We start from the raw sequence: 23,235 nt of genomic DNA on the forward strand, positions 1-23,235 counted from the left end.
GTAGCGCTGCGTGGAAAATCGGATAATTCCCGATTGGGGCAGGAAATATCCGAGGGCCGCGGTGCCGTGCAATGGCAGTGCCCCGGGTTTACAATCCCCCCTCTGCCCCCAGGAGCTGCGCAAGTGCTGACCCATCTCGATTCCCAAGGCCATGCCAACATGGTCGATGTCACCGAAAAAGCCGTGACGTCCCGCGAAGCCGTGGCCCAGGCGCGGGTGCGCATGCTGCCCGCTACCTTGCAGATGATTGTCGACGGCGACCACCCCAAGGGTGACGTGTTTGCCGTGGCGCGCATCGCCGGCATCCAGGCGGCGAAGAAGACCAGCGACCTGATTCCGCTGTGCCACCCGTTGATGCTCACCAGCGTCAAGGTGCAGCTGAGCGCCGACGGTGACGATGCGGTGCTGATCGTGGCGCGCTGCAAGCTGGCCGGGCAGACCGGGGTGGAAATGGAGGCGCTGACCGCCGCCAGCGTCGCCGCGCTGACCATCTATGACATGTGCAAGGCCGTGGACAAGGGCATGACCATCGAGAGCGTGCGCCTGCTGGAGAAAATCGGCGGCAAGAGCGGCCACTACCAGGCGGATCAGGCATGAAGGTCGACATCGTTTATTTCGCCCGTTACCGGGAAGCCATGGGCATGGATGGCGAAGAGCTGGTGGGCACCTTCAGCACCCTGGAAGACGTGCGCCAGGAGCTGCTGGAGCGCGGTGGCAACTGGAGCGTGCTGGGTGAAGCCAACCTGATGTGCGCGCGCAACCAGGACCTGTGCAAGCTGGACGAGCCGGTGGCCGACGGCGACGAAGTGGCGTTCTTCCCGCCCGTGACCGGGGGCTGAACATGACCGTTCGTGTGCAGCCCGAGCCGTTCGACCCAGGTGCTGAAGTGAATGCCATGCACGCCGCCAATGTGGGCGTGGGGGCGGTGGTGAGTTTCGTGGGGTACGTGCGGGACTTCAACGACGGCCTGGAGGTGGCCGGCATGTTCCTGGAGCATTACCCGGGCATGACCGAGAAGGCCCTGGGCAAGATCGTGGTGGAAGCCGAGCAGCGCTGGCCGTTGCTGAAGGTCGAGGTGCTGCACCGCATCGGCGCCTTGGCGCCGGGCGAGCCCATCGTCTTCGTTGGCGTGGCCAGCGCCCACCGGCAGGCGGCGTTCGACGCCTGCAACTTCATCATGGACTACCTGAAGACCCGCGCGCCGTTCTGGAAGAAGGAGCAGACCGGGGCAGGGGAGCGCTGGGTAGAGGGCAAGGCCAGCGACAACCAGGCGGCTGACCGCTGGCGGTAACCGCGGCCGCGGCTGCTACAAGTCCGCGTAGCAGCTGCCGCCAGGCGGCGTCCGGAAACGCCGCGGTGTATCAGGAATGCTTGCGCGGCACGGCGCGCAGCAGCTCGGTCGGCGGCATCTCGCAGCTGATCTTGCGGCCCAGCAGCGCCTCGATCGATGGCAACTGGTAGGAGTCATCCTCGCCGGCAAAGCTGATCGACACGCCGCTCATGCCCGCACGGCCAGTCCGGCCGATACGGTGCACGTAGTCGTCCGGGTCTTCGGGCAGGGTGAAGTTGATCACGTGGCTGATGCCATCGATGTGAATGCCACGCCCGGCCACGTCGGTGGCCACCAGCACGCGGATCTTGCCTTCGCGGAAGCCTTCCAGGGTCTTGATGCGCTTGTGCTGCGGCACGTCGCCCGACAGTTGCGCGGCGTTGACGCCGTCACGCACCAGTTTTTCCTCGATGCGCCGCACTTCGTCCTTGCGGTTGGCAAACACCATCACCCGCTCCCAGCCGTTGTCGTTGACCAGGTTGTACAGCAGCTTGTACTTGTCGCTGCCCGCTACGGCGTAAACGTGCTGTTCCACGGTTTCGCTGGCGACGTTTTCCGGCTCGATCTCGACGATGGCAGGGTCGGTGGTCCACTGCTTGGCCAGGTTCATCACGTCTTCGGTGAAGGTGGCGGAGAACAGCAGGGTCTGACGCTCGCTTTTCGGCGGGGTCTGGCGAATGATCTGGCGCACCTGGGGAATGAAGCCCATGTCGAGCATGCGGTCGGCTTCGTCCAGCACCATCACCTCGACCATGTCCAGGTGCACTTCACCGCGCTGGTTGAAGTCGAGCAGGCGGCCCGGGGTGGCCACCAGGATGTCGCAGTAACGGGCTTCCAGCTGCTTGAGCTGCTTGTCGAAGTCCATGCCGCCGACGAACGTCATCACGTTCAGGCCGGTGTACTTGGTCAGGTTGGCCGCGTCCTTGGCGATCTGTACCACCAGTTCGCGGGTGGGGGCGATGATCAGCGCCCGTGGCTCGCCCATGTAGCGCTCTTTGGGCGGCGGGGTCTGCTGCAATTGGGTGATGATCGAAATCAGGAAGGCCGCGGTCTTGCCGGTGCCGGTCTGGGCCCGGCCAATCGCATCCTTGCCCTTCAGGGTGTAGCCCAGCACTTGCGCCTGGATGGGCGTGCAGTAGGGGAAACCGAGGTCGTGGATGGCGTGCATCAGCTCGCTGGAGAGCTTGAAGTCGTGGAAGCGGGTCTTGCCTTCCTGGGGTTCGACCTTGAAGTCTTCCAGTTTCCACAGTGCGGCGGCCGGCTTGGGCTTGCGTTCGCGGGGGGAGGGCTTGACCAGGTCGGCTTCGGCTTGGCTAACAGGGGTGGGGGCGGGTACGGGCGTTGGGGCTGACAGGGTCACGGGTTCCTTCAAGGTTTCCACGGGCGTGGGGTTGGCCGCTTGCCGAGACGGGCTCGGTGCTTCAGGAGCAGTCACTGCGGCTGCGAGCGGCTCAGCCTCGCTTTTTCCGAACAGGTTCTTGAGTGCTTTGAGCACGGTCTTCTCATTTTTTTGGTTAAGGAGTATACGCCGGGCAGTGTAATGCAAGAATCGGGCGCGTAGTAGCAGCTCCCACACGTGGGTCAGGCCAGCTTCTGGCCCAGCCACGCGGCAATGTCGCGAATCTCTTCAATCACCACTTCATGCCCCATCGGGTATTCGCGCCATTCCACGGCCACGCCCCACTGCTTGAGGTGGTCGTGGGCGCTGCGGCCCATGGCATTGAACACCACCTCGTCCTGGTCGCCGTGCAGGCACAGCACCGGCGTGGCGCGCTGGGTGGCGCTCAGCTGCACCTGTTCATTGAAGGTCGGTGCGTAAGTGGAAAGCGCCAGTACCCCACCCAGCGTGCCCTGGTAGCGCAGGAACGCGGTGTGCAACACCACGGCGCCACCCTGGGAGAACCCGGCAATGAAGATGCGCTGTTCTGGCACACCTGCGGCCACTTGCGCATCGATCAAGCCCTTGACCATATCGGCGGACTCGTCCAGCTGGGCCTCGTCGATGGCGCGGGCCGGGGTCATGGCCTTGATGTCATACCAGCTCGGCATTTCATAGCCGCCATTGATGGTCACCGGGCGGGTGGGCGCCTGGGGCAGGATGAATCGGGTGCCTGGCTGGCTGGCCTGCAGGGCTTCAGCTACCGGCAGGAAATCGTACCGGTCGGCGCCCAGGCCGTGCAACCAGATCACACAGGCGTCGGCTGGCTGGGTAGGTTCGAGGATCATCGGGTTGCTCATGACTGCTCCAAAAAAGGGCGAACGCTCTCATAAAGTGCATTGCAAAGGGGCGTATCGGGGCGATACGAGAAAAAGATGTCGCAAGGCTACACGTTTTCCTATTGACGGGCGCTGAAACGCTTGCGCTCTGTAACGTGGTACGCGCTTTGCTATGTATCCGCCAAGTGGAAGGAAAGACGCAGGCGGTAACACTATCAGGCTGTACGGCCTCAGGCCAAAGCGCGATCGTGTTCGGCCGCAGGCACCCTTCCACGGGTCATGCGAAACGACAGGGGCGAACCATAACGCCTCATCTATTCGACCGATCAAGGAGCCGTGAGTTTGCAGGAAACCTGAAGGTGGACTGCACTTGCACAATCAAAAATGAGTTCTGTACCGCTTGACCCAAAAACAAGCCAGCAACGGGTCGAAATCGCCTCAAAAGGGTGCGGCAGAACACAGCTCGACACAACAAGAGCAATTCTGGAGGTTTGAATGAAAATGCTGAAATCCACCCTGGCTGTCCTGACCGCCGCCACCGTTCTGGGGGTAAGCGGCTTTGCCCAGGCAGGCGCCACTCTGGACGCGATTCAGAAGAAAGGTTTCATTCAGTGCGGCGTCAGTGATGGCCTGCCTGGCTTCTCCGTTCCGGACTCCACCGGCAAGATCCAGGGTATCGACGCCGACGTCTGCCGCGCCGTGGCCGCTGCCGTGTTCGGCGACGCCACCAAGGTCAAGTTCAGCCAGCTGAACGCCAAAGAGCGCTTCACCGCCCTGCAGTCCGGTGAAATCGACGTGCTGTCGCGCAACACCACCTGGACCAGCTCCCGTGACGCGGGCATGGGCCTGATGTTCACCGGTGTCACCTACTATGACGGCGTGGGCTTCCTGGCCAACAAGAAGCTGGGCGTGAAATCGGCCAAGGAACTGGACGGTGCAACCATCTGCATCCAGGCCGGTACCACCACCGAGCTGAACGTCTCGGACTACTTCCGCGCCAACGGCCTGAAGTACACCCCGATCACCTTCGACACCTCCGACGAAAGCGCCAAGTCCCTGGAAAGCGGCCGTTGCGACGTGCTGACCTCCGACAAGTCGCAGCTGTACGCACAGCGCTCCAAGCTGGCCGCGCCTGGCGACTACGTGGTACTGCCGGAAACCATCTCCAAGGAGCCACTGGGCCCGGTCGTGCGTAAAGGCGACGAAGAGTGGTTCAGCATCGTCAAGTGGACCCTGTTCGCCATGCTCAACGCCGAAGAGGCTGGCGTTACCTCCAAGAACGTCGTGGAAGAAGCCAAGTCCACCAAGAACCCTGACGTGGCACGCCTGCTGGGCGGCGACGGCGAGTACGGCAAGGACCTGAAGCTGCCAAAGGATTGGGTAGTGAAGATCGTCTCGCAGGTCGGCAACTACGGCGAAGTGTTCGAGAAGAACCTGGGCAAGGGCACCCCGCTGGCCATTGACCGCGGCCTGAACGCGCTGTGGAACAACGGCGGCATCCAGTACGCCCCACCAGTACGCTAAGCAAGCCCCGCGCCTGGCGGCCCGTATGCCGCCAGGCGCTGTTACATTCCCTTTCTTCCGGGGCACTTCATGCAAAATCAAATCGGCGCACCCAAAGGGTTTTCCCTGACCGATCCACGTGTGCGTGCGTGGCTGTTCCAGATCATCACCATCGTGGCGGTGGTCTCCCTGGGCTGGTACCTGTTCCACAACACCCAGACCAACCTGCAACACCGCGGCATCACTTCCGGCTTCGACTTCCTTGAACGCAGTGCCGGCTTCGGCATCGCCCAGCACCTGATCGACTACACCGAGTCGGACACCTACGCGCGGGTGTTTGTGATCGGGCTGCTGAACACCCTGCTGGTGACCTTCATCGGCGTGATCCTGGCGACCTTGCTGGGTTTTGTCATCGGCGTGGCACGCCTGTCATCCAACTGGATGGTCAACAAGCTCGCCACCGTGTATGTCGAGACCTTCCGCAACATTCCGCCACTGCTGCAAATCCTGTTCTGGTATTTCGCCGTGTTCCTGACCATGCCTGGCCCGCGCGGCAGCCATAACCTGTGGAACACCTTCTACCTGAGCAACCGTGGCCTGAACATGCCGGCGGCCCTCAAGGCCGATGGCCTGTACCCGTTCCTGATTGCCGTGGTGGTGGCCATTGTCGCCATCGTCGCGATGGTCAAGTGGGCCAACAAGCGCTTTGAAGCCACCGGCGAGCCATTCCACAAGTTCTGGGCCGGCGTGGCCCTGCTGGTGGTGATCCCGGCGCTGAGCGCGCTGGCGTTCGGCGCCCCGGTGCATTGGGAAATGCCCGAGCTGCGCGGCTTCAACTTCGTTGGCGGCTGGGTGATGATCCCTGAACTGCTGGCCTTGACCCTGGCGCTCACGGTGTACACCGCAGCGTTCATCGCCGAGATCGTGCGTTCGGGCATCAAGTCGGTCAGCCACGGCCAGACCGAGGCCGCGCGTTCCCTGGGCCTGCGCCCCGGGCCCACGCTGCGCAAGGTGATCATTCCCCAGGCGCTGCGGGTGATCATTCCGCCGCTGACCAGCCAATACCTGAACCTGGCGAAGAACTCGTCGCTGGCCGCCGGTATCGGTTACCCGGAAATGGTTTCGCTGTTTGCCGGCACGGTGCTCAACCAGACCGGGCAGGCGATCGAAGTCATCGCCATTACCATGAGCGTGTACCTGGCGATCAGCATCAGCATTTCCCTGCTGATGAACTGGTACAACAAGCGCATTGCGCTGATCGAGCGGTGAGGAAACGGCCATGACGTCGCATGTATTCAAACCCAACATGCCACCGCCCAACCTGGCGGTCGGCCCTGTCGCATGGATGCGCGCCAACCTGTTTTCCAGCTGGTTCAACACCCTGCTGACCCTGCTGGCCGTGTACCTGATCTGGCTGGTGGTGCCACCGCTGCTGAGCTGGGCGTTCCTGGACGCCAACTGGACCGGCACCACCCGTGAAGACTGCACCAAGGCCGGTGCCTGCTGGGTGTTCATCGAGCAGCGCTTCGGCCAGTTCATGTACGGCTACTACCCGGCGGAACTGCGCTGGCGCGTCGACCTCACCGTATGGCTGGCCGTGCTGGGGGCAGCGCCGCTGTTCATCCCGCGCGTGCCACGCAAGGCGGTGTATGGCCTGAGCTTCCTGGTGATCTTCCCGATCGTGGCCTACACCCTGCTGCACGGTGGCTACTTCGGCCTGGAAAACGTGGCCACCAGCCAATGGGGCGGCCTGATGCTGACCCTGGTCATCGCCACGGTAGGTATTGCCGGCGCCTTGCCGCTGGGCATTTTGCTGGCCCTGGGCCGGCGTTCGAAGATGCCGGCGGTGAAGGTGGTATGCGTGACCTTCATCGAGTTCTGGCGCGGCGTGCCGCTGATCACCGTGCTGTTCATGTCGTCGGTAATGCTGCCGCTGTTCCTGCCTGAAGGCATGAGCTTCGACAAGCTGCTGCGCGCGCTGATCGGCGTGATCATGTTCCAGTCCGCCTACGTGGCCGAAGTGGTGCGCGGGGGCCTGCAGGCCATTCCCAAGGGCCAGTACGAAGCCGCCGCAGCCATGGGCCTGGGCTACTGGCGCAGCATGGGCCTGGTGGTGCTGCCGCAGGCACTCAAGCTGGTGATTCCCGGCATCGTCAACACCTTGATCGCGTTGTTCAAGGACACCAGCCTTGTGATCATCATCGGCCTGTTCGACCTGCTCAACAGCGTCAAGCAAGCCGGTGCCGACCCCAAATGGCTGGGCATGGCCACCGAAGGCTATGTGTTTGCCGCCGCCGTTTTCTGGATTTTCTGTTTCAGTATGTCCCGCTACTCCGTGCATTTGGAGCGCAAGCTGGACACTGGCCACAAGCGTTAGGAGTGTCATCATGAGCGAAGCAATCAAACAGCCTGTGGGCGCCGATGGCATTATCCAGATGCAGGGCGTGAACAAGTGGTACGGCCAGTTCCACGTACTGAAAGACATCAACCTGAACGTCAAGCAGGGCGAGCGCATCGTGCTGTGCGGGCCGTCGGGCTCGGGCAAGTCCACCACCATCCGCTGCCTCAACCGCCTGGAAGAACACCAGCAGGGGCGCATCGTGGTTGACGGCGTGGAGCTGACCAACGACCTCAAGCAGATCGAGGCCATCCGCCGCGAAGTGGGCATGGTGTTCCAGCACTTCAACCTGTTCCCGCACCTGACCATCCTGCAGAACTGCACCCTGGCGCCGATGTGGGTGCGCAAGATGCCCAAGCGCAAGGCCGAGGAAATTGCCATGCATTACCTGGAGCGCGTGCGCATCCCGGAGCAGGCCAACAAATTCCCCGGCCAGCTTTCAGGCGGCCAGCAGCAGCGCGTGGCCATCGCCCGCGCCCTGTGCATGAAACCCAAGATCATGCTGTTCGACGAACCGACCTCGGCGCTCGACCCGGAAATGGTGAAAGAGGTACTGGACACCATGATCGGCCTGGCGGAAGACGGCATGACCATGCTCTGCGTGACCCACGAGATGGGCTTCGCCCGCACCGTGGCCAACCGGGTGATCTTCATGGACAAGGGCGAGATCGTCGAGCAGGCGGCGCCGAACGACTTCTTCGACAACCCGCAGAACGAGCGGACGAAGTTGTTCCTGAGCCAGATTCTGCATTGATGGATTGATGCGTGATCAAGAAAACCCGGCCTAGGTGCCGGGTTTTTTTATGGTTCCAATCCGACCGCTCAACAGATAGCTAGCAATTTACCTTGCTACACCTTTCCTCAAACTTTACCCTTCTGTCTTGCCCGCGATTACCTATAGATATCCAAAGCGGGGCCTCAGCAACTCCAGGAACCTGCCTTATGCCCAGCCAAACCACCGAGACGCTCAGCGCCTCCGCCGACCAACCCGCCGCCCTGCCCAAACCCTGGCTCCTGCTGCTGGGCCTGGTGCTGGTGGCCCTGAACCTGCGCCCGGCGCTGTCGAGCATGGCGCCGCTGCTGGACCAGGTGTCCGCCAGCCTGGGCCTGAGCGCCGCCACCGCCGGCCTGCTGACCACGCTGCCGGTGCTGTGCCTGGGCCTGTTCGCGCCCTTGGCGCCGGTGCTGTCGCGGCGCTTTGGCGCCGAGCGGGTGGTGCTGGGCGTGCTGTTGCTGCTGGCCGCGGGCATTGCCCTGCGCAGCCAGTTCGCGGTGGCCGGGCTGTTCGCCGGCAGCGTGCTGTCGGGGGCCAGCATTGGCATCATCGGCGTGCTGCTGCCGGGTATCGTCAAGCGTGACTTCCCGCAAAACGCCGGCACCATGACCGGCGTCTACACCATGGCCCTGTGCCTGGGCGCTGCGCTGGCGGCGGGTAGTAGCGTGCCGCTGGCCGAGGTGTTCGACAACCGCTGGACCGTGGGCCTGGGCTTCTGGGTGCTGCCGGCGCTGGCGGCCGCGGTATTCTGGCTGCCCCAGGCACGGCAGAAACACGGTGCCCATCACGCCGCCTACCGCGTGCGCGGCCTGTTCCGTGACCGCCTGGCCTGGCAGGTGACCCTGTTCATGGGCTTGCAGTCATCGCTGGCCTATATCGTCTTCGGCTGGCTGCCGTCGATGCTCATGGGCCGCGGGTTGGGCGCTGCGGAAGCGGGGCTGGTGATGTCGTTCTCGATCATCATCCAGCTCGGCAGCTCGCTGATCGCGCCGTGGCTGGCCACCCGTGGCAAGGACCAGCGCATCGCCATCGTCACGGTGATGGGCCTGACCCTGGCCGGGCTGTTCGGCTGCCTGTACGCACCGCTGGGTGGCCTGTGGGCCTGGGCGGTGGTGCTGGGCCTGGGGCAGGGCGCCATGTTCGCCGTGGCGCTGACCCTGATCGTGTTGCGCGCCAGTGACTCCCACGTGGCCGCCAACCTGTCGAGCATGGCCCAGGGCGTGGGCTACACCCTGGCATCCATGGGCCCGTTGGCAGTGGGGCTGGTGCACGACTGGACCGGTGGCTGGAGCGCCGTGGGCTGGATTTTCGCGGTAATTGGCAGCCTGGCGATCATCGCCGGCATGGGTGCCGGGCGTTCGTTGCACGTGCAGGTCACCAGCGAGAAGATCTGACCTGCTAGGATGGCGCTCTACCAAGGAGAGTGCCGCCCATGAGCGAAGCCAACGCAGCCCTGATCACCCGTTTCTACCTGGCCTTCCAGCGCCTGGACGCCGAGGCCATGGCGGCCTGCTACACCGACGACGTGGTGTTCAGCGACCCGGCTTTCGGCACGCTGCGCGGCAAGGACGCCGGCGACATGTGGCGCATGCTGGCTGCGCGCGCCAAGGACTTCTCCCTGACCTTCGACCACGTGCACGCCGGCGACAGCACCGGCGCGGCACGCTGGGTGGCGACCTACCTGTTCAGCCAGACCGGCCGCACCGTGGTCAACCACATCCACGCCCGCTTCGTGTTCCGCGACGGCAAGATCTGCGAACACCACGACCACTTCGACTTCTGGCGCTGGTCGCGCCAGGCCCTGGGCACCCCGGGCCTGCTGCTGGGCTGGTCGCCATTGCTCAAGGGCAAGGTGCGGCAGCAGGCGCTGAAGGGGCTGCAGGCATTCCAGGCCGGGCGTTGAGCGCAAGAACCGATGACTGACGGGCAAAAAATCTGCAAACCCTGGTACGTCTACCTGGTGCGCGCCGCCAATGGCGCGCTGTACTGCGGCATCAGCGACAACCCCCAGCGCCGCTTCGCCCAGCACCAGAGCGGCAAGGGCGCGCGCTTCTTCGCCTCAAGCCCGGCCACCGCGCTGGTGTACGTGGAGTGCTGGCCCGACAAGGGCGAGGCCCTGCGCCAGGAGCGGCTGATCAAGCGCCTGCGCAAGAGCGCGAAGGAGCGCTTGGTGGCGTCTTATGTGCCGATTGATCGGGTTGATGAGCCGCTATCAGCCTGACCAGGTAGGCCGCCTTCCCCGGCACAGGTAAGCTTGGGGTTTACCCTTCGTGGCGGAGCCGACGATGACCGAGCTGATCCTGCATCACTATCCCACTTCCCCGTTTGCCGAGAAGACCCGCCTGATGCTGGGCTTCAAGGGGCTGTCCTGGCGCTCGGTGCTGATTTCGCCGGTGATGCCCAAGCCTGACCTGGTGGCGCTGACCGGCGGCTACCGCAAGACCCCGGTGCTGCAGGTGGGCGCGGATATCTATTGCGACACGGCGCTGATCGCCCGCCGCCTGGACCAGGAGAAGGCGCTGCCGGCGTTCTTCCCCGAAGGCCAGGAGTTCACGGTGGCTACCTTTGCCGCCTGGGCCGACTCGGTGTTGTTCCAGCACGCCGTCAGCCTGGTGTTCCAGCCCGAGTCGGTAGCGGTGCGTTTCGCCCGCCTGCCGCCGGAAGCGATCAAGGCGTTCATCGCCGACCGTGCCCAGCTGTTCAGCGGCGGCACCGCCAGCAAGCTGCCGTTGGAGCAGGCCAAGCATCAGTGGCCGGTATTCATGGCGCGCCTGGAAGAGCAGTTGCAGCGTGAAGACAGCGATTATCTATTTGGTGAACCGTCGATTGCCGACTTCGCCGTGGCCCACCCGCTGTGGTTCCTCAAGGGCACGCCAGTGACCTCGCCGTTGGTGGATGAGTACCCGGCCGTGCATGCCTGGCTGGGCCGGGTGCTGGGCTTCGGGCACGGTGCCTACAGTGAGCTGAGTGCCGAAGAGGCCTTGGACATTGCGCGCTCCACTACACCGGCGCCGTTGCCGGAAGACGGCTTTATTGACCCGAACGGTTTCAAGGTGGGCGACCAGGTGAGCGTTGCGGCCATCGACTATGGCGTCGACCCGGTGGTGGGCGAGTTGCTGTACGCCGGCGTCGAGGAGCTGATAGTGCGCCGCGAGGACCCCAAGGCGGGCGTGGTGCATGTGCACTTCCCGCGCCTGGGCTTCAAGCTGGCGCACAACCTGTAGCAGCGGCCACAGGCCGCGTCATGGGCAACCACGTGGGCCCCTGACGCAGCCTGCGGCAGCTGCTACGGGTGCTGGAGGGCTTGCAGGATCTGAGCTTCGTCGTATTGGCGCAGTAGCGTGCCATTTACGTCCAGCATCGGTATGCCGCGCCCCCCCAGCGCCTCATAGCGCTTGCGCGCCTGCGCATCCTTGTCGATGTCGAACTCCTTGTAGGCCACCCCCTGGCGGTCCAGCAGGCGCCTGAAGTCCTTGCAGTAACCACACCAGTCGGTGGCGTACAGGGTGACCTGGGCGTTGGCGCGCGCCTGGGCCGAGAGCTGCGCGGTGGGGTTGAAGAAGGCCTCGATCTTGCCCCACTGCTGGAAAATCACCACCACCAGCAGGATGGGCAGCACGCGCTTGAGGGTCTTGTTCAGCACCCGCTCAGTCCTTGCGGCGCTTGAGCTGGTCGGTGAGCTGGGTGGGCAGGCCCTTGATGATCAGGGTGCCGGCTTCTTCGTCGTATTCGATCTTGGAGCCCAGCAGGTGCGCCTCGAAGCTGATGGACAGGCCTTCGGCGCGGCCGGTGAAGCGGCGGAACTGGTTGAGGGTGCGCTTGTCCGCCGGGATCTCCGGTGACAGGCCGTAGTCCTTGTTGCGGATGTGGTCGTAGAAGGCGCGCGGGCGGTCTTCGTCGATCAGCCCGGAGAGCTCTTCCAGGGCCACGGGCTCGCCGTGCTTGGTCTGGGTGGTGGCGTAGTCCACCAGCGCCTGGGTTTTCTCGCGGGCGGCTTCCTCGGGCAGGTCCTCGCTTTCCACGAAGTCACTGAAGGCCTTGAGCAGGGTGCGGGTCTCGCCTGGGCCGTCGACGCCTTCCTGGCAGCCGATGAAGTCGCGGAAGTACTCCGAGACCTTCTTGCCGTTCTTGCCCTTGATGAACGAGATGTACTGCTTGGAGTTCTTGTTGTTCTGCCACTCGGAAATGTTGATGCGCGCCGCCAGGTGCAGCTGGCCCAGATCGAGGTGGCGCGAGGGCGTCACGTCCAGCTCGGCGTTCACCGCCACGCCTTCGCTGTGGTGCAGCAGGGCGATGGCCAGGTAGTCGGTCATGCCTTGCTGGTAATGGGCGAACAGCACGTGGCCGCCGGTGGACAGGTTGGACTCTTCCATCAGCTTCTGCAGGTGTTCCACCGCCGTGCGGCTGAACGCGGTGAAGTCCTGCTCGGCGTCCATGTACTGCTTCAGCCAGCCGCTGAACGGGTGGGCGCCGGACTCGGCGTGGAAGAAGCCCCACGCTTTGCCCTGCTTGGCGTTGTAGCTGTCGTTGAGGTCGGCCAGCAGGTTTTCGATGGCCTGGGATTCGGCCAGTTCCGAGTCGCGGGCGTGGAGCACGGCAGGGGTGCCGTCGGGTTTCTTTTCGATCAGGTGGACAATGCAGTGACGGATCGGCATGGGGCTTCTCGGTTCGTCGAAAGGGGCAAGGCAGGGGCGAGCGGGTCGGCCGTGCGCAAAGGCGCCAAGTGTAACGCAACTGGGGGTTTGGCGGCCCGGCTGGTCCGTTTCAGCCAGTGATTTAGAGACTTTTGTCTATTTTTCAGCCAAACCAGTGATAAACCTGAACAAATGGCCAGGTAGAGGCGGATATTTCTGTTTCTGTGTGCTAGTTTTGCCCGGTCTTGCGCTCCACAAGGGCGCATCGCCCGCAGATAGCTGCCGTCAGGTCGAACCAAATACCGATTTGTGCATCTACATTCGCGATTGGCGTGACTGTAGACCGATTGCCGAACCCCAGGGGTTACGGCGTTTTTGACTGATGTTGCACTCTGCAATCCAACTGAATTTGATAGGGAAGGAACACCACCATGGCATTGACCAAAGACCAACTGATCGCCGACATCGCTGAAGCCATCGACGCGCCGAAAACCACCGCGCGCAATGCTCTCGAGCAACTGGGCCAGATCGTTGCCGACCAGCTGGAAAATGGCAGCGAAATCACCCTGCCAGGCATTGGCAAGCTGAAAATCTCCGAGCGCCCAGCTCGCACTGGCCGTAACCCTTCGACTGGCGCACCGATCGAAATCGCTGCCAAGAAAGTCGTCAAGTTCGTTCCAGCCAAAGTGCTGACTGATTCGGTTAACAAGTAATCTTGTAACCAGTCGTGAAAAAGCCGTGACCGGGGCGACCCGGTCACGGTTTTTTTGTGCCTGCGATTCCCTGTAGCAGCGGCCGCAAGGTCGCGTCCCAGGCACCACGGTGGCGCAGGACGCAGCCTTCGGCAGCTGCTACGGGTACCAGGCTTGCTGCTGGGCGTCGGTCTGGAAGGTCCAGGCCACGAAGCGGCTCTGCTTCTGCCCCTGGCCCATTTCAACCACCCGCACCTGCAACGCGCCGGCCTTTTTCAGCGCCGACTGGATCGGCGGCAGGTTCGAGGCCTTGGACACCAGCGTGCTGAACCACAACACCTGTTGGCCCACCGCCACGCTCTCGTTGATCAGCTGGGTGACGAAACGAATCTCGCCGCCCTCGCACCACAACTCGTTGCTCTGGCCGCCAAAGTTCAGCACCGGCAGCTTGCGCTTCGGGTCGGCCTTGCCCAGGGCGCGCCATTTGCGTTGGCTGCCGCGGGTGGCTTCTTCCAGCGAGGCGTGGAAGGGTGGGTTGCACAGGGTCAGGTCGAAGCGCTCGTCGGGCTTCAGCAGCCCGGTGAGGATGTGCTTCGGGTTGCCCTGTTGGCGCAGGCTGATGCCCTTGTCCAGCTTGTTGGCCTGGACGATGGCCTTGGCCGAGGCCAGGGCCACGGTGTCGATGTCGGAGCCGGTGAACTGCCAGCGGTAGTCGCTGTGGCCCAGCAGCGGGTAGATGCAGTTGGCACCCGTGCCGATGTCCAGCGCGCGCACCGAGCTGCCACGGGGGATCTCGCCGCCATTGGTTTCGGCCAGCAGGTCGGCTGCGGCGTGGATGTAGTCGGCGCGCCCGGGAATGGGCGGGCACAGGTAGCCTTCCGGGATCGTCCAGTGCTGGATGCCGTACAGGGCCTTGAGCAGGGCACGGTTGAACACCTTGACCGCCGCCGGGTTGGCGAAGTCGATGCTTTCCTTGCCGTAGGGGTTGAGGATCACGTACTGGCCAAGCTCGGGGCTGCTCTTGATCAGTTGCGGGAAGTCGTAACGGCCTTGATGACGGTTGCGGGGGTGGAAGGTGGGCTTGCTGGGGGCGGACATGGTTGCGGTGCTCCAAAGAGCTCGCCGGGCAGCCCGCGCCCCCCAAAAAGGGGGGGCCGGCGGGGGCGCGCGGGTTTTTATGATGGGGGTACAGGCTGGCGATGCGCGCGTGCTGCTCGGCCAGCTTGCTCAGGGCTTGCTCGGCCTCGGCCATCTTCGCGCGCTCCTTGTCGATCACCGCAGGCGGTGCCTTGTCGACGAAGGCGGCGTTGGACAGCTTGCCGCCCACGCGGGCCACTTCACCCTGCAGGCGCTGGATTTCCTTGTCCAGGCGCGCAAGTTCAGCGTCCTTGTCGATCAGGCCGGCCATGGGCACCAGCACTTCCAGCTCGCCCACCAGCGCGGTGGCGCTCAGGGGTGCTTCGGCGCCGGCTTCCAGCACGGTGATGGCTTCGAGCTTGGCCAGCTTCTTCAGCAGGGCTTCGTTCTCGACCAGGCGGCGCTTGTCTTCGGCACTGGCGTTCTTCAGGAACAGCGACAGGGGCTTGCCCGGGCCGATGTTCATTTCGCCACGGATGTTGCGCACGCCCAGCATCAGGCCCTTCAGCCACTCGATGTCCTGCTCTGCGGCCTCGTCGATGCGTGCTTCGTTGGCCACTGGCCAGGGTTGCAGCATGATGGTCTTGCCCTCGGCACCGACCAGCGGCGCCAGGCGCTGCCAGATTTCCTCGGTGATGAACGGCATGAACGGGTGCGCCAGGCGCATGGCCACTTCCAGCACGCGCACCAGGGTGCGACGGGTGCCACGCTGGCGCTCCACCGGGGCGTTCTCGTCCCACAGCACAGGCTTGGACAGCTCCAGATACCAGTCGCAGTACTGGTTCCAGATGAACTCGTACAGGGCCTGGGCGGCCAGGTCGAAGCGGAACTGGTCCAGCTGGCGGGTCACTTCGGCTTCGGTGCGCTGCAGCTGCGAGATGATCCAGCGGTCAGCCAGGGACAGCTCGTAGGCTTCGCCGTTCTGGCCGCAGTCCTCGCCCTTGTCCAGCACGTAGCGGGTGGCGTTCCAGATCTTGTTGCAGAAGTTGCGGTAGCCTTCCACGCGGCCCATGTCGAACTTGATGTCGCGGCCGGTGGACGCCAGCGAGCAGAAGGTGAAGCGCAGGGCGTCGGTACCGTAGCTGGCGATGCCATCGGCGAACTCGTCGCGGGTCTGCTTCTCGATCTTCTTCGCCAGTTTTGGCTGCATCAGGCCGTTGGTGCGTTTCTGCACCAGGGCTTCCAGTTCGATGCCGTCGATGATGTCCAGCGGGTCGAGCACGTTGCCCTTGGACTTGGACATCTTCTGGCCCTGGCCATCACGCACCAGGCCATGTACGTAGACGGTCTTGAACGGTACCTGCGGGGTGCCGTCCGGGTCTTTCACCAGGTGCATGGTCAGCATGATCATCCGGGCGACCCAGAAGAAAATGATGTCGAAGCCGGTGACCAGCACGTCGGTGGAGTGGAATTTCTTCAGGAACTCGGTCTGTTCCGGCCAGCCCAGGGTGGAGAAGGTCCACAGGCCCGAGCTGAACCAGGTGTCGAGCACGTCGTTGTCCTGGTTCAGGACCACGTCGGCGCCCAGGCCGTGCTTGGCGCGCACTTCTTCTTCGCTGCGGCCGACGTAGACCTTGCCGGACTCGTCGTACCAGGCTGGAATGCGGTGGCCCCACCACAGCTGACGGCTGATGCACCAGTCCTGGATGTCGCGCATCCACGAGAAGTACATGTTTTCGTACTGCTTGGGCACGAACTGGATGCGGCCGTCTTCAACGGCGGCGATCGCAGGCTCGGCCAGCGGCTTGGTGGACACGTACCACTGGTCGGTCAGCCACGGCTCGATGATGGTGCCCGAGCGGTCGCCCTTCGGCACTTTCAGCGCGTGGTCGTCGACGCTCACCAGCAGGCCGGCGGCGTCGAAGGCGGCAACGATCTGCTTGCGCGCCTCGAAACGGTCCAGGCCGGCGTATTCGGCCGGCAGGGTGCCGTCGACGCTGGCGTTCAGCGTGCCGTCCAGGTTGAACACCTGGGCAGTTGGCAGCACGTTGGCGTTCTTGTCGAAGATGTTCAGCAGCGGCAGGTTGTGGCGCTTGCCGACTTCGTAGTCGTTGAAATCGTGGGCCGGGGTGATCTTCACGCAGCCGGTGCCGAATTCTGGGTCGCAGTAGTCGTCGGCGATGATCGGGATGCGGCGGCCGACCAGCGGCAGCTCGACGAACTTGCCGATCAGGGCCTGGTAGCGCGCATCGTTCGGGTTCACGGCCACGGCCGCGTCACCCAGCATGGTTTCCGGACGAGTGGTGGCGACGATCAGGTAATCCAGGCCCTCGGCGGTCTTGGCGCCATCGGCCAGCGGGTAGCGCAGGTTCCACAGCGAGCCTTTCTCGTCGTGGTTCTCCACTTCCAGGTCGGAAATGGCCGTGTGCAGCTTGGTGTCCCAGTTGACCAGGCGCTTGCCGCGGTAGATCAGGCCGTCTTCGTGCAGGCGCACGAAGGCTTCCTTCACCGCTTCCGACAGGCCGTCGTCCATGGTGAAACGCTCGCGGCTCCAGTCCACGGACGAGCCCAGGCGGCGGATCTGGCGGCTGATGTTGCCGCCCGACTGGTCCTTCCATTCCCAGACTTTCTCCAGGAACTTCTCGCGGCCCAGGTCATGACGGTTCTGGCCTTGCGCTTCCAGCTGGCGCTCTACCAGCATCTGGGTGGCGATACCGGCGTGGTCGGTACCCGGCTGCCACAGGGTGTTGCGGCCCTGCATGCGGCGGAAACGGATCAGGGCGTCCATGATCGCGTTGTTGAAACCATGGCCCATGTGCAGGCTGCCGGTGACGTTCGGCGGCGGGATCATGATGGTGTACGAGTCGCCCGCGCCTTGCGGAGCGAAATAGTTCTCGGACTCCCAGGTCTGGTACCAGGAAGTTTCAATGGCGTGCGGCTGGTAGGTCTTATCCATGCTCGGCGGGACCCTAATAGGCATTTATTCAGGAAAGCCGATTAGTATAACGGGGATGGGGCGGGATCGGTAGGCAGGCTGCTGGAATGCCTGGCAGGGGAGAGGATGGTGGGAGCTGGCTTGCCAGCGAGCTTTTCAGCAGCCAACAGCTCGCTGGCAAGCCAGCTCCCACAGGTATGGCAGCGTTACGGGTTGAGCAGCCGTTCCATGCGCGCTTCCAGGCGGCGCTTGATCTCGGTCTCGATGTGCGGCGCAAAGTCGTCGATCACGTCCTGCATGATCAATTGCGCGGCGGCGCGCAGTTCGGCGTCCAGGTGCAGCAGGGTGTCCTGGCGGTTCTGCGCGGGGGTGGCCGGCTCGGGGGCGGGCGGCGGCTCGGGTGGTGCGGCCTGGGCCTGGGCCTCGGCGCGTTGCTGGGCTTCGAGCTGGTCGAAGAGCAGCGGGATCTGTTCGGCACTGACCACGGTGTCGGTCAGCAGCGGCGGTTGCAGGGTGTCATCGCCGAGCAGCTTGCGGATCGACTCTAGGTCGTCCAGCAGGTGCACGGACTTGGGCAGCTTGTTTGCAGTGTCCATCGTTGGCTCAGAGTCGCTGTAAGCGGTGATCTTGCAGAGGATAGCCCTGTTCACGGTAGAAACGGAAACTCTCCCGTGCGGCCTGACGAATAGCAGGGTCTTCTACCACCACTTCGGCCACGCGGGCGAAGCGGCCGACGAAGGCCGGTACCTTGAGGTCCAGGTTCACCAGCAGGTCCTGGTGGCTGGCTGGCGCGTCGGCAAGGCCCAGGGCGATGACGGCGTCCGGGTCTTGTTCTGCCAGGCTGTGGGGCACGAAGCTTTCGCCTTGAACGCCCACAGGCGCGCGTCGAGTTGCTCGCGCTGTTCGCTGTCGCTGCAGTGCACATAGATGCGGTGGCCCAGGCGCCAGGCCTTTTCCACCAGTTTGCAGGCGAAATCCAGCCGCGCCGCGGGTAGCGGGGTAGGCAGGATGTAGAAGTCGACTTTGGTCATGTTGGGTCCATTTGCGGCGCTTGTGACTCAGCCTTGCGGCCACTGCTACAGAAATCCCTGTAGCAGCGGCCGCCAGGCCGGGTCCGGGGCATCACGCGCCAGCGCGGTCCAGCAGGTACTGGGTCAGCAGGGGCACTGGGCGGCCACTGGCGCCCTTGTCCTTGCCGCCGCTGACCCACGCGGTGCCGGCGATGTCCAGGTGCGCCCAGGCATAGCTCTTGGCGAAGCGCGACAGGAAGCAGCCAGCGGTGATGGCGCCGCCTTTAGGGCCGCCGATGTTGGCGATGTCGGCGAACGGCGAGTCCAGTTGCTCCTGGTATTCGTCGAACAGCGGCAACTGCCAGGCGCGGTCGTCGGCCTGCTGGCCAGCTTCCAGCAGCTGCGCCACCAGTTCTTCGTTGTTGCCCATCAGGCCCGAGGTATGGGCGCCCAGGGCGACCATGCAGGCGCCGGTCAGGGTGGCGATGTCGATCACCGAGGCCGGCTTGAAGCGCTCGGCGTAGGTCAGGGTGTCACACAGCACCAGGCGGCCTTCGGCGTCGGTGTTGAGGATTTCGACGGTCTGGCCGCTCATGGTGCTGACGATGTCGCCAGGGCGGGTGGCACCGCCGCTCGGCATGTTCTCGGCGCAGGCCAGCAGGCACACCAGGTTGATCGGCAGCTTGAGCTCCAGCACGGCGCGCAGGGTGCCGAACACGCTGGCGGCGCCACACATGTCGTACTTCATCTCGTCCATGCCGGCGGCCGGCTTGATGCTGATGCCACCGGTGTCGAAGGTGATGCCCTTGCCGACCAGCACGTGCGGCTTCTCGGATTTCTTGCCGCCCTGGTAGTTGAGCACGATCAGGCGCGGTGGTTGCTCGCTGCCCTGGGCCACGGCCATGAAGGCGCCCATGCCCAATTCCTTGAGCTTCTTCTCGTCGTGGATCTCGACCTTGAGGTTCTTGTGTTCCTTGCCCAGCTCCTTCGCCTGTTCGGCCAGGTAGCTTGGGTGGCAGATGTTCGGCGGCAGGTTGCCCAGGTCGCGGGTGAAGCTCATGCCGGCGGCGATGGCGCTGGCGTGGGTCACGGCGCGCTCGACGTCGGCCTGGCTGGCCTTGTCGGTCACCAGGGTGATTTTCTTCAGGGCGCGGGGCTCGGCCTTCTTGCTCTTGAAGCGGTCGAACACGTATTCGCCGTCCAGCAGGGTCTCGGCCAGCAGGCGCGTCTTGCCGTAGGCGTCACGGCCTTTCACGCCCAGCTCGTCCAGTGCCAGCACGGCGTCGCTGCCGCCCAGGCCTTTCAGTGCGCCCAGCACGGCGGCGCCCAGCTTGCGCCAGGCACGGTCGCCCAACAGTTCGTCGGCGCCGGTGCCCACCAGCAGCACGCGCTCGGCCTTCAGGCCCGGCAGGCTGTGCAGCAGCAGGGTCTGGCCCGGCTTGCCGTTCAGGTCGCCACGCTTGAGCACGGCGGTCAGGGCGCCGCTGCTCAGCTCGTCGATTTTCTTGCCGACGGTACCCAGGGTGCGGCCTTCGCCGACGGCGACTACCAGGGTCGCGGTCTTCAGGCTTTCGGCGCTTGTGCTTTTTACAACCAGTTCCATTTCCGGGTCCCCTAATGATCTATTGGTGTGCACGGCAGCGTTGGTCGTGCGAATACAGCCCCCGGCACTGCCCTCGGCGGGCCGGGTCAAAGTCCCCAGTTTGAGCCCTGCCGGCGGAGCCTGACAACCCTTCGCGCAGGCTTTGCGTAACTGCGTGTGCACGCGAAGTGACAGGCAGCCCCAATCACAGGATAATGCGCCAACTTTTTTCCGGTTCGCGAATGCGAACCCACTCGTAGAAGTGTCAGCTATGTATCCCTTGTTCGGCCGTCTGAGCCTGACAACCCTGGAGTGTCCGGTTTGATCGTCTTCCGTTATCTGTCCCGCGAAGTCATGCTCACCCTCAGTGCCGTCAGCGCGGTGCTGCTGGTGATCATCATGAGCGGGCGCTTCGTCAAGTACCTGGCCCAGGCCGCTTCCGGCGCCCTCGACCCGGGCGTGCTGTTCCTCATCATGGGCTACCGCCTGCCAGGCTTCCTGCAGCTGATCCTGCCGCTGGGCCTGTTCCTGGGCATCCTGCTGTCGTACGGCAGGCTGTACCTGGAAAGCGAAATGACCGTGCTGGCCGCCACCGGCATGAGCCAGCAGCGCCTGCTGGCCATCACCATGGCGCCTGCCGCCCTGGTGGCCATCATCGTCGCCTGGCTGAGCCTGAGCCTGGCGCCCCTGGGTGCCCAGCAGTTCTCGCAGGTGCTGAACCAGCAGGACGCCATGACCGAGTTCGACACCCTCGAACCGGGCCGCTTCCAGGCCCTGCGCGACGAAAGTCGGGTGACCTACACCGAGAGCATGAGCGACGACCGCATCAACCTGGGCGGCGTGTTCATCTCGCAGAAGCGCCTGGGCCAGGACGCCAAGGACCGCGGCATCACCCTGCTGCTGGGCGAGAAGGGCCGCCAGGACCGCCGCCCCGACGGCAGCCGCTACCTGATCCTGACCAACGGTTTCCGCTACGACGGTATTCCCGGCCAGGCCGACTACCGCGCAATCAAATATGACACCTACGGCGTGATGCTGCCCAAGCCCGAGGTCAGTGAAGAAGTCACCGACCGCGACGCTATCCCCAGCTCCAAGCTGTTCTCCGGCGAGGTCAACGACGCCGCCGAACTGCAGTGGCGCCTGTCGCTGCCGCTGCTGGTGTTCATCGTGACCCTGATGGCCGTGCCGCTGTCGCGGGTCAACCCGCGCCAGGGCCGCTTCCTGAAACTGCTGCCGGCGATTCTTCTGTATATGGCGTATCTGACCATCCTGATCTCCGCGCGCGGGGCCATGGAAAAAGGCAAGATCCACTCCTCCCTGGGGCTGTGGTGGGTGCACGGGCTGTTCCTGGCCATTGGCCTGGGCCTGATGTACTGGGAGCCGCTGCGCCTGAAACTGGCCAGCCGTCGCGCGGCGACGGAGGTGGCCCATGGTTAAGCTCGACCGGTACATCGGCAGCAGTGTGCTGCTGGCTATCCTGGCGGTGCTGGGGGTTATCCTCGGCCTGGCCACCCTGTTCGCCTTCATCGACGAGATGGGCGACATCAGCCCTACCTACGGCCTCACCGACGTGGCCTGGTTCGTACTGCTGACCGCGCCGCGGCGGCTGTACGACATGCTGCCGATGGCGGCGCTGATCGGCTGCCTGATCGGCCTGGGTACCCTGGCCAGCAACAGCGAGCTGACCATCATGCGTGCCGCCGGCGTGTCGGTGTCGCGCATCGTCTGGGCGGTGATGAAGCCCATGCTGGTGCTGATGGTGTGCGGCCTGCTGGTGGGCGAATACGTGGCCCCGGTGACCGAGGCCAAGGCCCAGGCCGACCGTTCCCTGGCCCAGGGCATCGGCGACGCGCAAAGCGGCCGTCATGGCCTGTGGCACCGCGAAGGCGAGCAGTTCATCCACATCAACACCGTGCAGCCTGCCGGCCTGTTGTATGGCGTGACCCGCTACACCTTCGACAACGAGCGCCACATCAAGACCGCCAGCTTCGCCAAGAAGGCCCAGTACGCCGATGGCCACTGGAACCTCACCGACGTCGCCACCACGGTGTTCCACGATGACCGCACCGAGGTGATCAACAACGCCACCGAAGAGTGGGACGTGACCGTCACCCCACAACTGCTGAGCACCGTGGTGATGGCGCCCGAGTCGCTGTCCATCACCGGGCTGTGGAGCTACATCCACTACCTGTCGGACCAGGGCCTGCGCAACTCCACCTACTGGCTGGCGTTCTGGACCAAGATCCTGCAACCGCTGGTGACTGCCGCGCTGGTGCTGATGGCGATCTCGTTCATCTTCGGCCCGCTGCGTTCGGTAACCCTGGGCCAGCGTGTGTTCACCGGGGTGCTGGTAGGTTTCACCTTCCGCATCGTCCAGGACCTGCTGGGCCCGTCCAGCCTGGTGTTCGGCTTCCCGCCGCTGCTGGCGGTGGTCATCCCGTCGCTGGTGTGTGCGGTGGTGGGCTGGTGGTTGCTGCGCCGCGCTGGCTAAGCCTTGGCGCCATGAAAAAACCGACCCTTGGGTCGGTTTTTTTATGCCTGTCAGCGGGCCTTCTTGGGGATGTGCACCAGCTGCGTGCCTGAATACAGGTCATGCCAACCGCGTTTCTGCTTGTCCACCAGCGCCCACCAGAACCCCGCGCCGAAGCACAGCCACGAGCCGATGGCGACGACGAAGCGCAGCAGCGCCTGCCACAGGCTGATGGCGGTGCCGTCGGCGTTCTGCACGCGCACGCCCCACACCTGCATGCCCAGGGTCTGCCCGGCGTGCATCCAGAACTTGGCGAAGAAGGCGAACAGGGCGCAGAACAACAGGGTCGACAGGAGCGGGTCGCCATCCAGCGCACCGGCCTCTGACAGCGCCCGCAGGCGCGCCTCGCCGATGAACGCCATCATGACCAGCTTGTACACCAGCGTGGTCACCATCAGCAGGGCAATGCACAGCAGGAAGTCATACAGCACCGCGGCCATGCGCCGGCCAAAGGCGGCAGGGGCGAAGTCGCCTTGTGGGGTCAGTCGTCGGGTCATCCTTGGCTCTCCGTGGGGGTGCGAGCGAATCGCGGGCACAAAAAAGCCCCTGGCG

Annotated in this window: 22 protein-coding genes and 2 pseudogenes; 14 read left to right on the forward strand and 10 right to left on the reverse strand. The window is 64.2% G+C overall.

Features of this window, described 5'->3' with window-relative positions:
- Positions 1-123 precede the first annotated feature (123 nt).
- The 3 genes from moaC to moaE are packed head-to-tail and all read left to right on the forward strand — an operon-like array spanning position 124 to position 1,291.
- Positions 124-597: a cyclic pyranopterin monophosphate synthase MoaC gene (moaC, locus tag AC0SZ7_RS22555; RefSeq protein WP_475506443.1), complete on the forward strand. Its 474-nt coding sequence runs from the start codon at positions 124-126 to the stop codon at positions 595-597.
- Positions 594-839, forward strand: a complete 246-nt coding sequence (locus tag AC0SZ7_RS22560; protein ID WP_475506444.1) for a MoaD/ThiS family protein — start codon at positions 594-596, stop codon at positions 837-839. The genes moaC and AC0SZ7_RS22560 overlap by 4 nt, the downstream gene beginning before the upstream one ends.
- 2 nt (positions 840-841) lie before the next feature.
- Positions 842-1,291 (forward strand): molybdopterin synthase catalytic subunit MoaE, encoded by a 450-nt coding sequence (gene moaE, locus AC0SZ7_RS22565; RefSeq protein ID WP_475506445.1) that lies wholly within the window; start codon positions 842-844, stop codon positions 1,289-1,291.
- Between the two features lie 70 nt (positions 1,292-1,361).
- On the opposite strand, the gene rhlB is transcribed toward moaE, so the two are convergent.
- Complete coding sequence (gene rhlB, locus AC0SZ7_RS22570; RefSeq protein WP_475506446.1) at positions 1,362-2,825, reverse strand: ATP-dependent RNA helicase RhlB; 1,464 nt, start codon at positions 2,823-2,825, stop codon at positions 1,362-1,364.
- Positions 2,826-2,911: 86 nt separating this feature from the next.
- A complete protein-coding gene (locus AC0SZ7_RS22575) occupies positions 2,912-3,568 on the reverse strand; it encodes an alpha/beta hydrolase (RefSeq protein WP_475506447.1) in 657 nt (218 codons plus the stop codon).
- Between the two features lie 474 nt (positions 3,569-4,042).
- On the opposite strand from AC0SZ7_RS22575, the gene AC0SZ7_RS22580 reads away from it, so the two are divergent.
- From AC0SZ7_RS22580 to AC0SZ7_RS22615, 8 genes are all read left to right on the forward strand, one after another.
- Positions 4,043-5,071 (forward strand): amino acid ABC transporter substrate-binding protein, encoded by a 1,029-nt coding sequence (locus AC0SZ7_RS22580; protein ID WP_475506448.1) that lies wholly within the window; start codon positions 4,043-4,045, stop codon positions 5,069-5,071.
- Between the two features lie 69 nt (positions 5,072-5,140).
- A complete protein-coding gene (locus AC0SZ7_RS22585) occupies positions 5,141-6,319 on the forward strand; it encodes an amino acid ABC transporter permease (protein ID WP_475506449.1) in 1,179 nt (392 codons plus the stop codon).
- A 10-nt stretch (positions 6,320-6,329) separates the two neighbouring features.
- Entirely contained in the window at positions 6,330-7,427 is a 1,098-nt protein-coding gene (locus AC0SZ7_RS22590; RefSeq protein WP_475506450.1) for an amino acid ABC transporter permease, read from the forward strand.
- Between the two features lie 10 nt (positions 7,428-7,437).
- Entirely contained in the window at positions 7,438-8,202 is a 765-nt protein-coding gene (locus AC0SZ7_RS22595) for an amino acid ABC transporter ATP-binding protein (protein ID WP_158157103.1), read from the forward strand.
- Positions 8,203-8,390: 188 nt separating this feature from the next.
- A complete protein-coding gene (locus tag AC0SZ7_RS22600; RefSeq protein ID WP_475506451.1) occupies positions 8,391-9,617 on the forward strand; it encodes a CynX/NimT family MFS transporter in 1,227 nt (408 codons plus the stop codon).
- A 38-nt stretch (positions 9,618-9,655) separates the two neighbouring features.
- Positions 9,656-10,126 (forward strand): nuclear transport factor 2 family protein, encoded by a 471-nt coding sequence (locus AC0SZ7_RS22605; protein WP_475506452.1) that lies wholly within the window; start codon positions 9,656-9,658, stop codon positions 10,124-10,126.
- 12 nt (positions 10,127-10,138) lie between these two features.
- Entirely contained in the window at positions 10,139-10,444 is a 306-nt protein-coding gene (locus AC0SZ7_RS22610) for a GIY-YIG nuclease family protein (protein WP_475506453.1), read from the forward strand.
- Between the two features lie 64 nt (positions 10,445-10,508).
- On the forward strand, positions 10,509-11,447 hold the full coding sequence (locus AC0SZ7_RS22615) for a glutathione S-transferase family protein (protein WP_475506454.1): 939 nt from the start codon (positions 10,509-10,511) through the stop codon (positions 11,445-11,447).
- Between the two features lie 62 nt (positions 11,448-11,509).
- On the opposite strand, the gene AC0SZ7_RS22620 is transcribed toward AC0SZ7_RS22615, so the two are convergent.
- Together AC0SZ7_RS22620 and yejK are read right to left on the reverse strand one after the other, a co-directional pair.
- A complete protein-coding gene (locus AC0SZ7_RS22620) occupies positions 11,510-11,866 on the reverse strand; it encodes a glutaredoxin family protein (protein ID WP_475506455.1) in 357 nt (118 codons plus the stop codon).
- 4 nt (positions 11,867-11,870) lie between these two features.
- On the reverse strand, positions 11,871-12,878 hold the full coding sequence (gene yejK, locus AC0SZ7_RS22625) for a nucleoid-associated protein YejK (RefSeq protein ID WP_473005469.1): 1,008 nt from the start codon (positions 12,876-12,878) through the stop codon (positions 11,871-11,873).
- A gap of 410 nt (positions 12,879-13,288) precedes the next feature.
- Here yejK and AC0SZ7_RS22630 point away from each other — a divergent pair, with 410 nt between their 5' ends.
- Positions 13,289-13,570 (forward strand): HU family DNA-binding protein, encoded by a 282-nt coding sequence (locus AC0SZ7_RS22630; protein WP_416422635.1) that lies wholly within the window; start codon positions 13,289-13,291, stop codon positions 13,568-13,570.
- A gap of 138 nt (positions 13,571-13,708) precedes the next feature.
- Here the strand turns inward: AC0SZ7_RS22630 and rlmF are convergent, their stop codons facing one another.
- The 5 genes and pseudogenes from rlmF to AC0SZ7_RS22655 all read right to left on the reverse strand — a co-directional run bounded on the left by rlmF (position 13,709) and on the right by AC0SZ7_RS22655 (position 20,174).
- Positions 13,709-14,647, reverse strand: coding sequence for a 23S rRNA (adenine(1618)-N(6))-methyltransferase RlmF (gene rlmF / locus AC0SZ7_RS22635; RefSeq protein ID WP_475506524.1), 939 nt, complete (start codon positions 14,645-14,647; stop codon positions 13,709-13,711).
- 91 nt (positions 14,648-14,738) lie between these two features.
- Positions 14,739-17,582: pseudogene (locus tag AC0SZ7_RS22640) on the reverse strand (valine--tRNA ligase); the annotation flags it as partial.
- A gap of 185 nt (positions 17,583-17,767) precedes the next feature.
- A complete protein-coding gene (locus AC0SZ7_RS22645; RefSeq protein ID WP_473005472.1) occupies positions 17,768-18,157 on the reverse strand; it encodes a DNA polymerase III subunit chi in 390 nt (129 codons plus the stop codon).
- Between the two features lie 7 nt (positions 18,158-18,164).
- Positions 18,165-18,592, reverse strand: a pseudogene (locus AC0SZ7_RS22650) (DNA polymerase III subunit chi).
- A gap of 91 nt (positions 18,593-18,683) precedes the next feature.
- Entirely contained in the window at positions 18,684-20,174 is a 1,491-nt protein-coding gene (locus AC0SZ7_RS22655) for a leucyl aminopeptidase (protein WP_475506456.1), read from the reverse strand.
- 300 nt (positions 20,175-20,474) lie between these two features.
- On the opposite strand from AC0SZ7_RS22655, the gene lptF reads away from it, so the two are divergent.
- Complete coding sequence (gene lptF, locus AC0SZ7_RS22660) at positions 20,475-21,590, forward strand: LPS export ABC transporter permease LptF (RefSeq protein WP_475506457.1); 1,116 nt, start codon at positions 20,475-20,477, stop codon at positions 21,588-21,590.
- The gene (gene lptG, locus AC0SZ7_RS22665; protein WP_475506458.1) at positions 21,583-22,644 is read left to right on the forward strand and encodes an LPS export ABC transporter permease LptG; all 1,062 of its coding nucleotides are present in this window, start codon (positions 21,583-21,585) and stop codon (positions 22,642-22,644) included. The genes lptF and lptG overlap by 8 nt, the downstream gene beginning before the upstream one ends.
- A 50-nt stretch (positions 22,645-22,694) precedes the next feature.
- Here lptG and AC0SZ7_RS22670 read toward each other — a convergent pair whose 3' ends face one another.
- Complete coding sequence (locus AC0SZ7_RS22670) at positions 22,695-23,180, reverse strand: RDD family protein (RefSeq protein WP_475506459.1); 486 nt, start codon at positions 23,178-23,180, stop codon at positions 22,695-22,697.
- Positions 23,181-23,235: the final 55 nt, after the last annotated feature.

The sequence above is a fragment of the Pseudomonas sp. JC1203 genome (assembly GCF_056175065.1).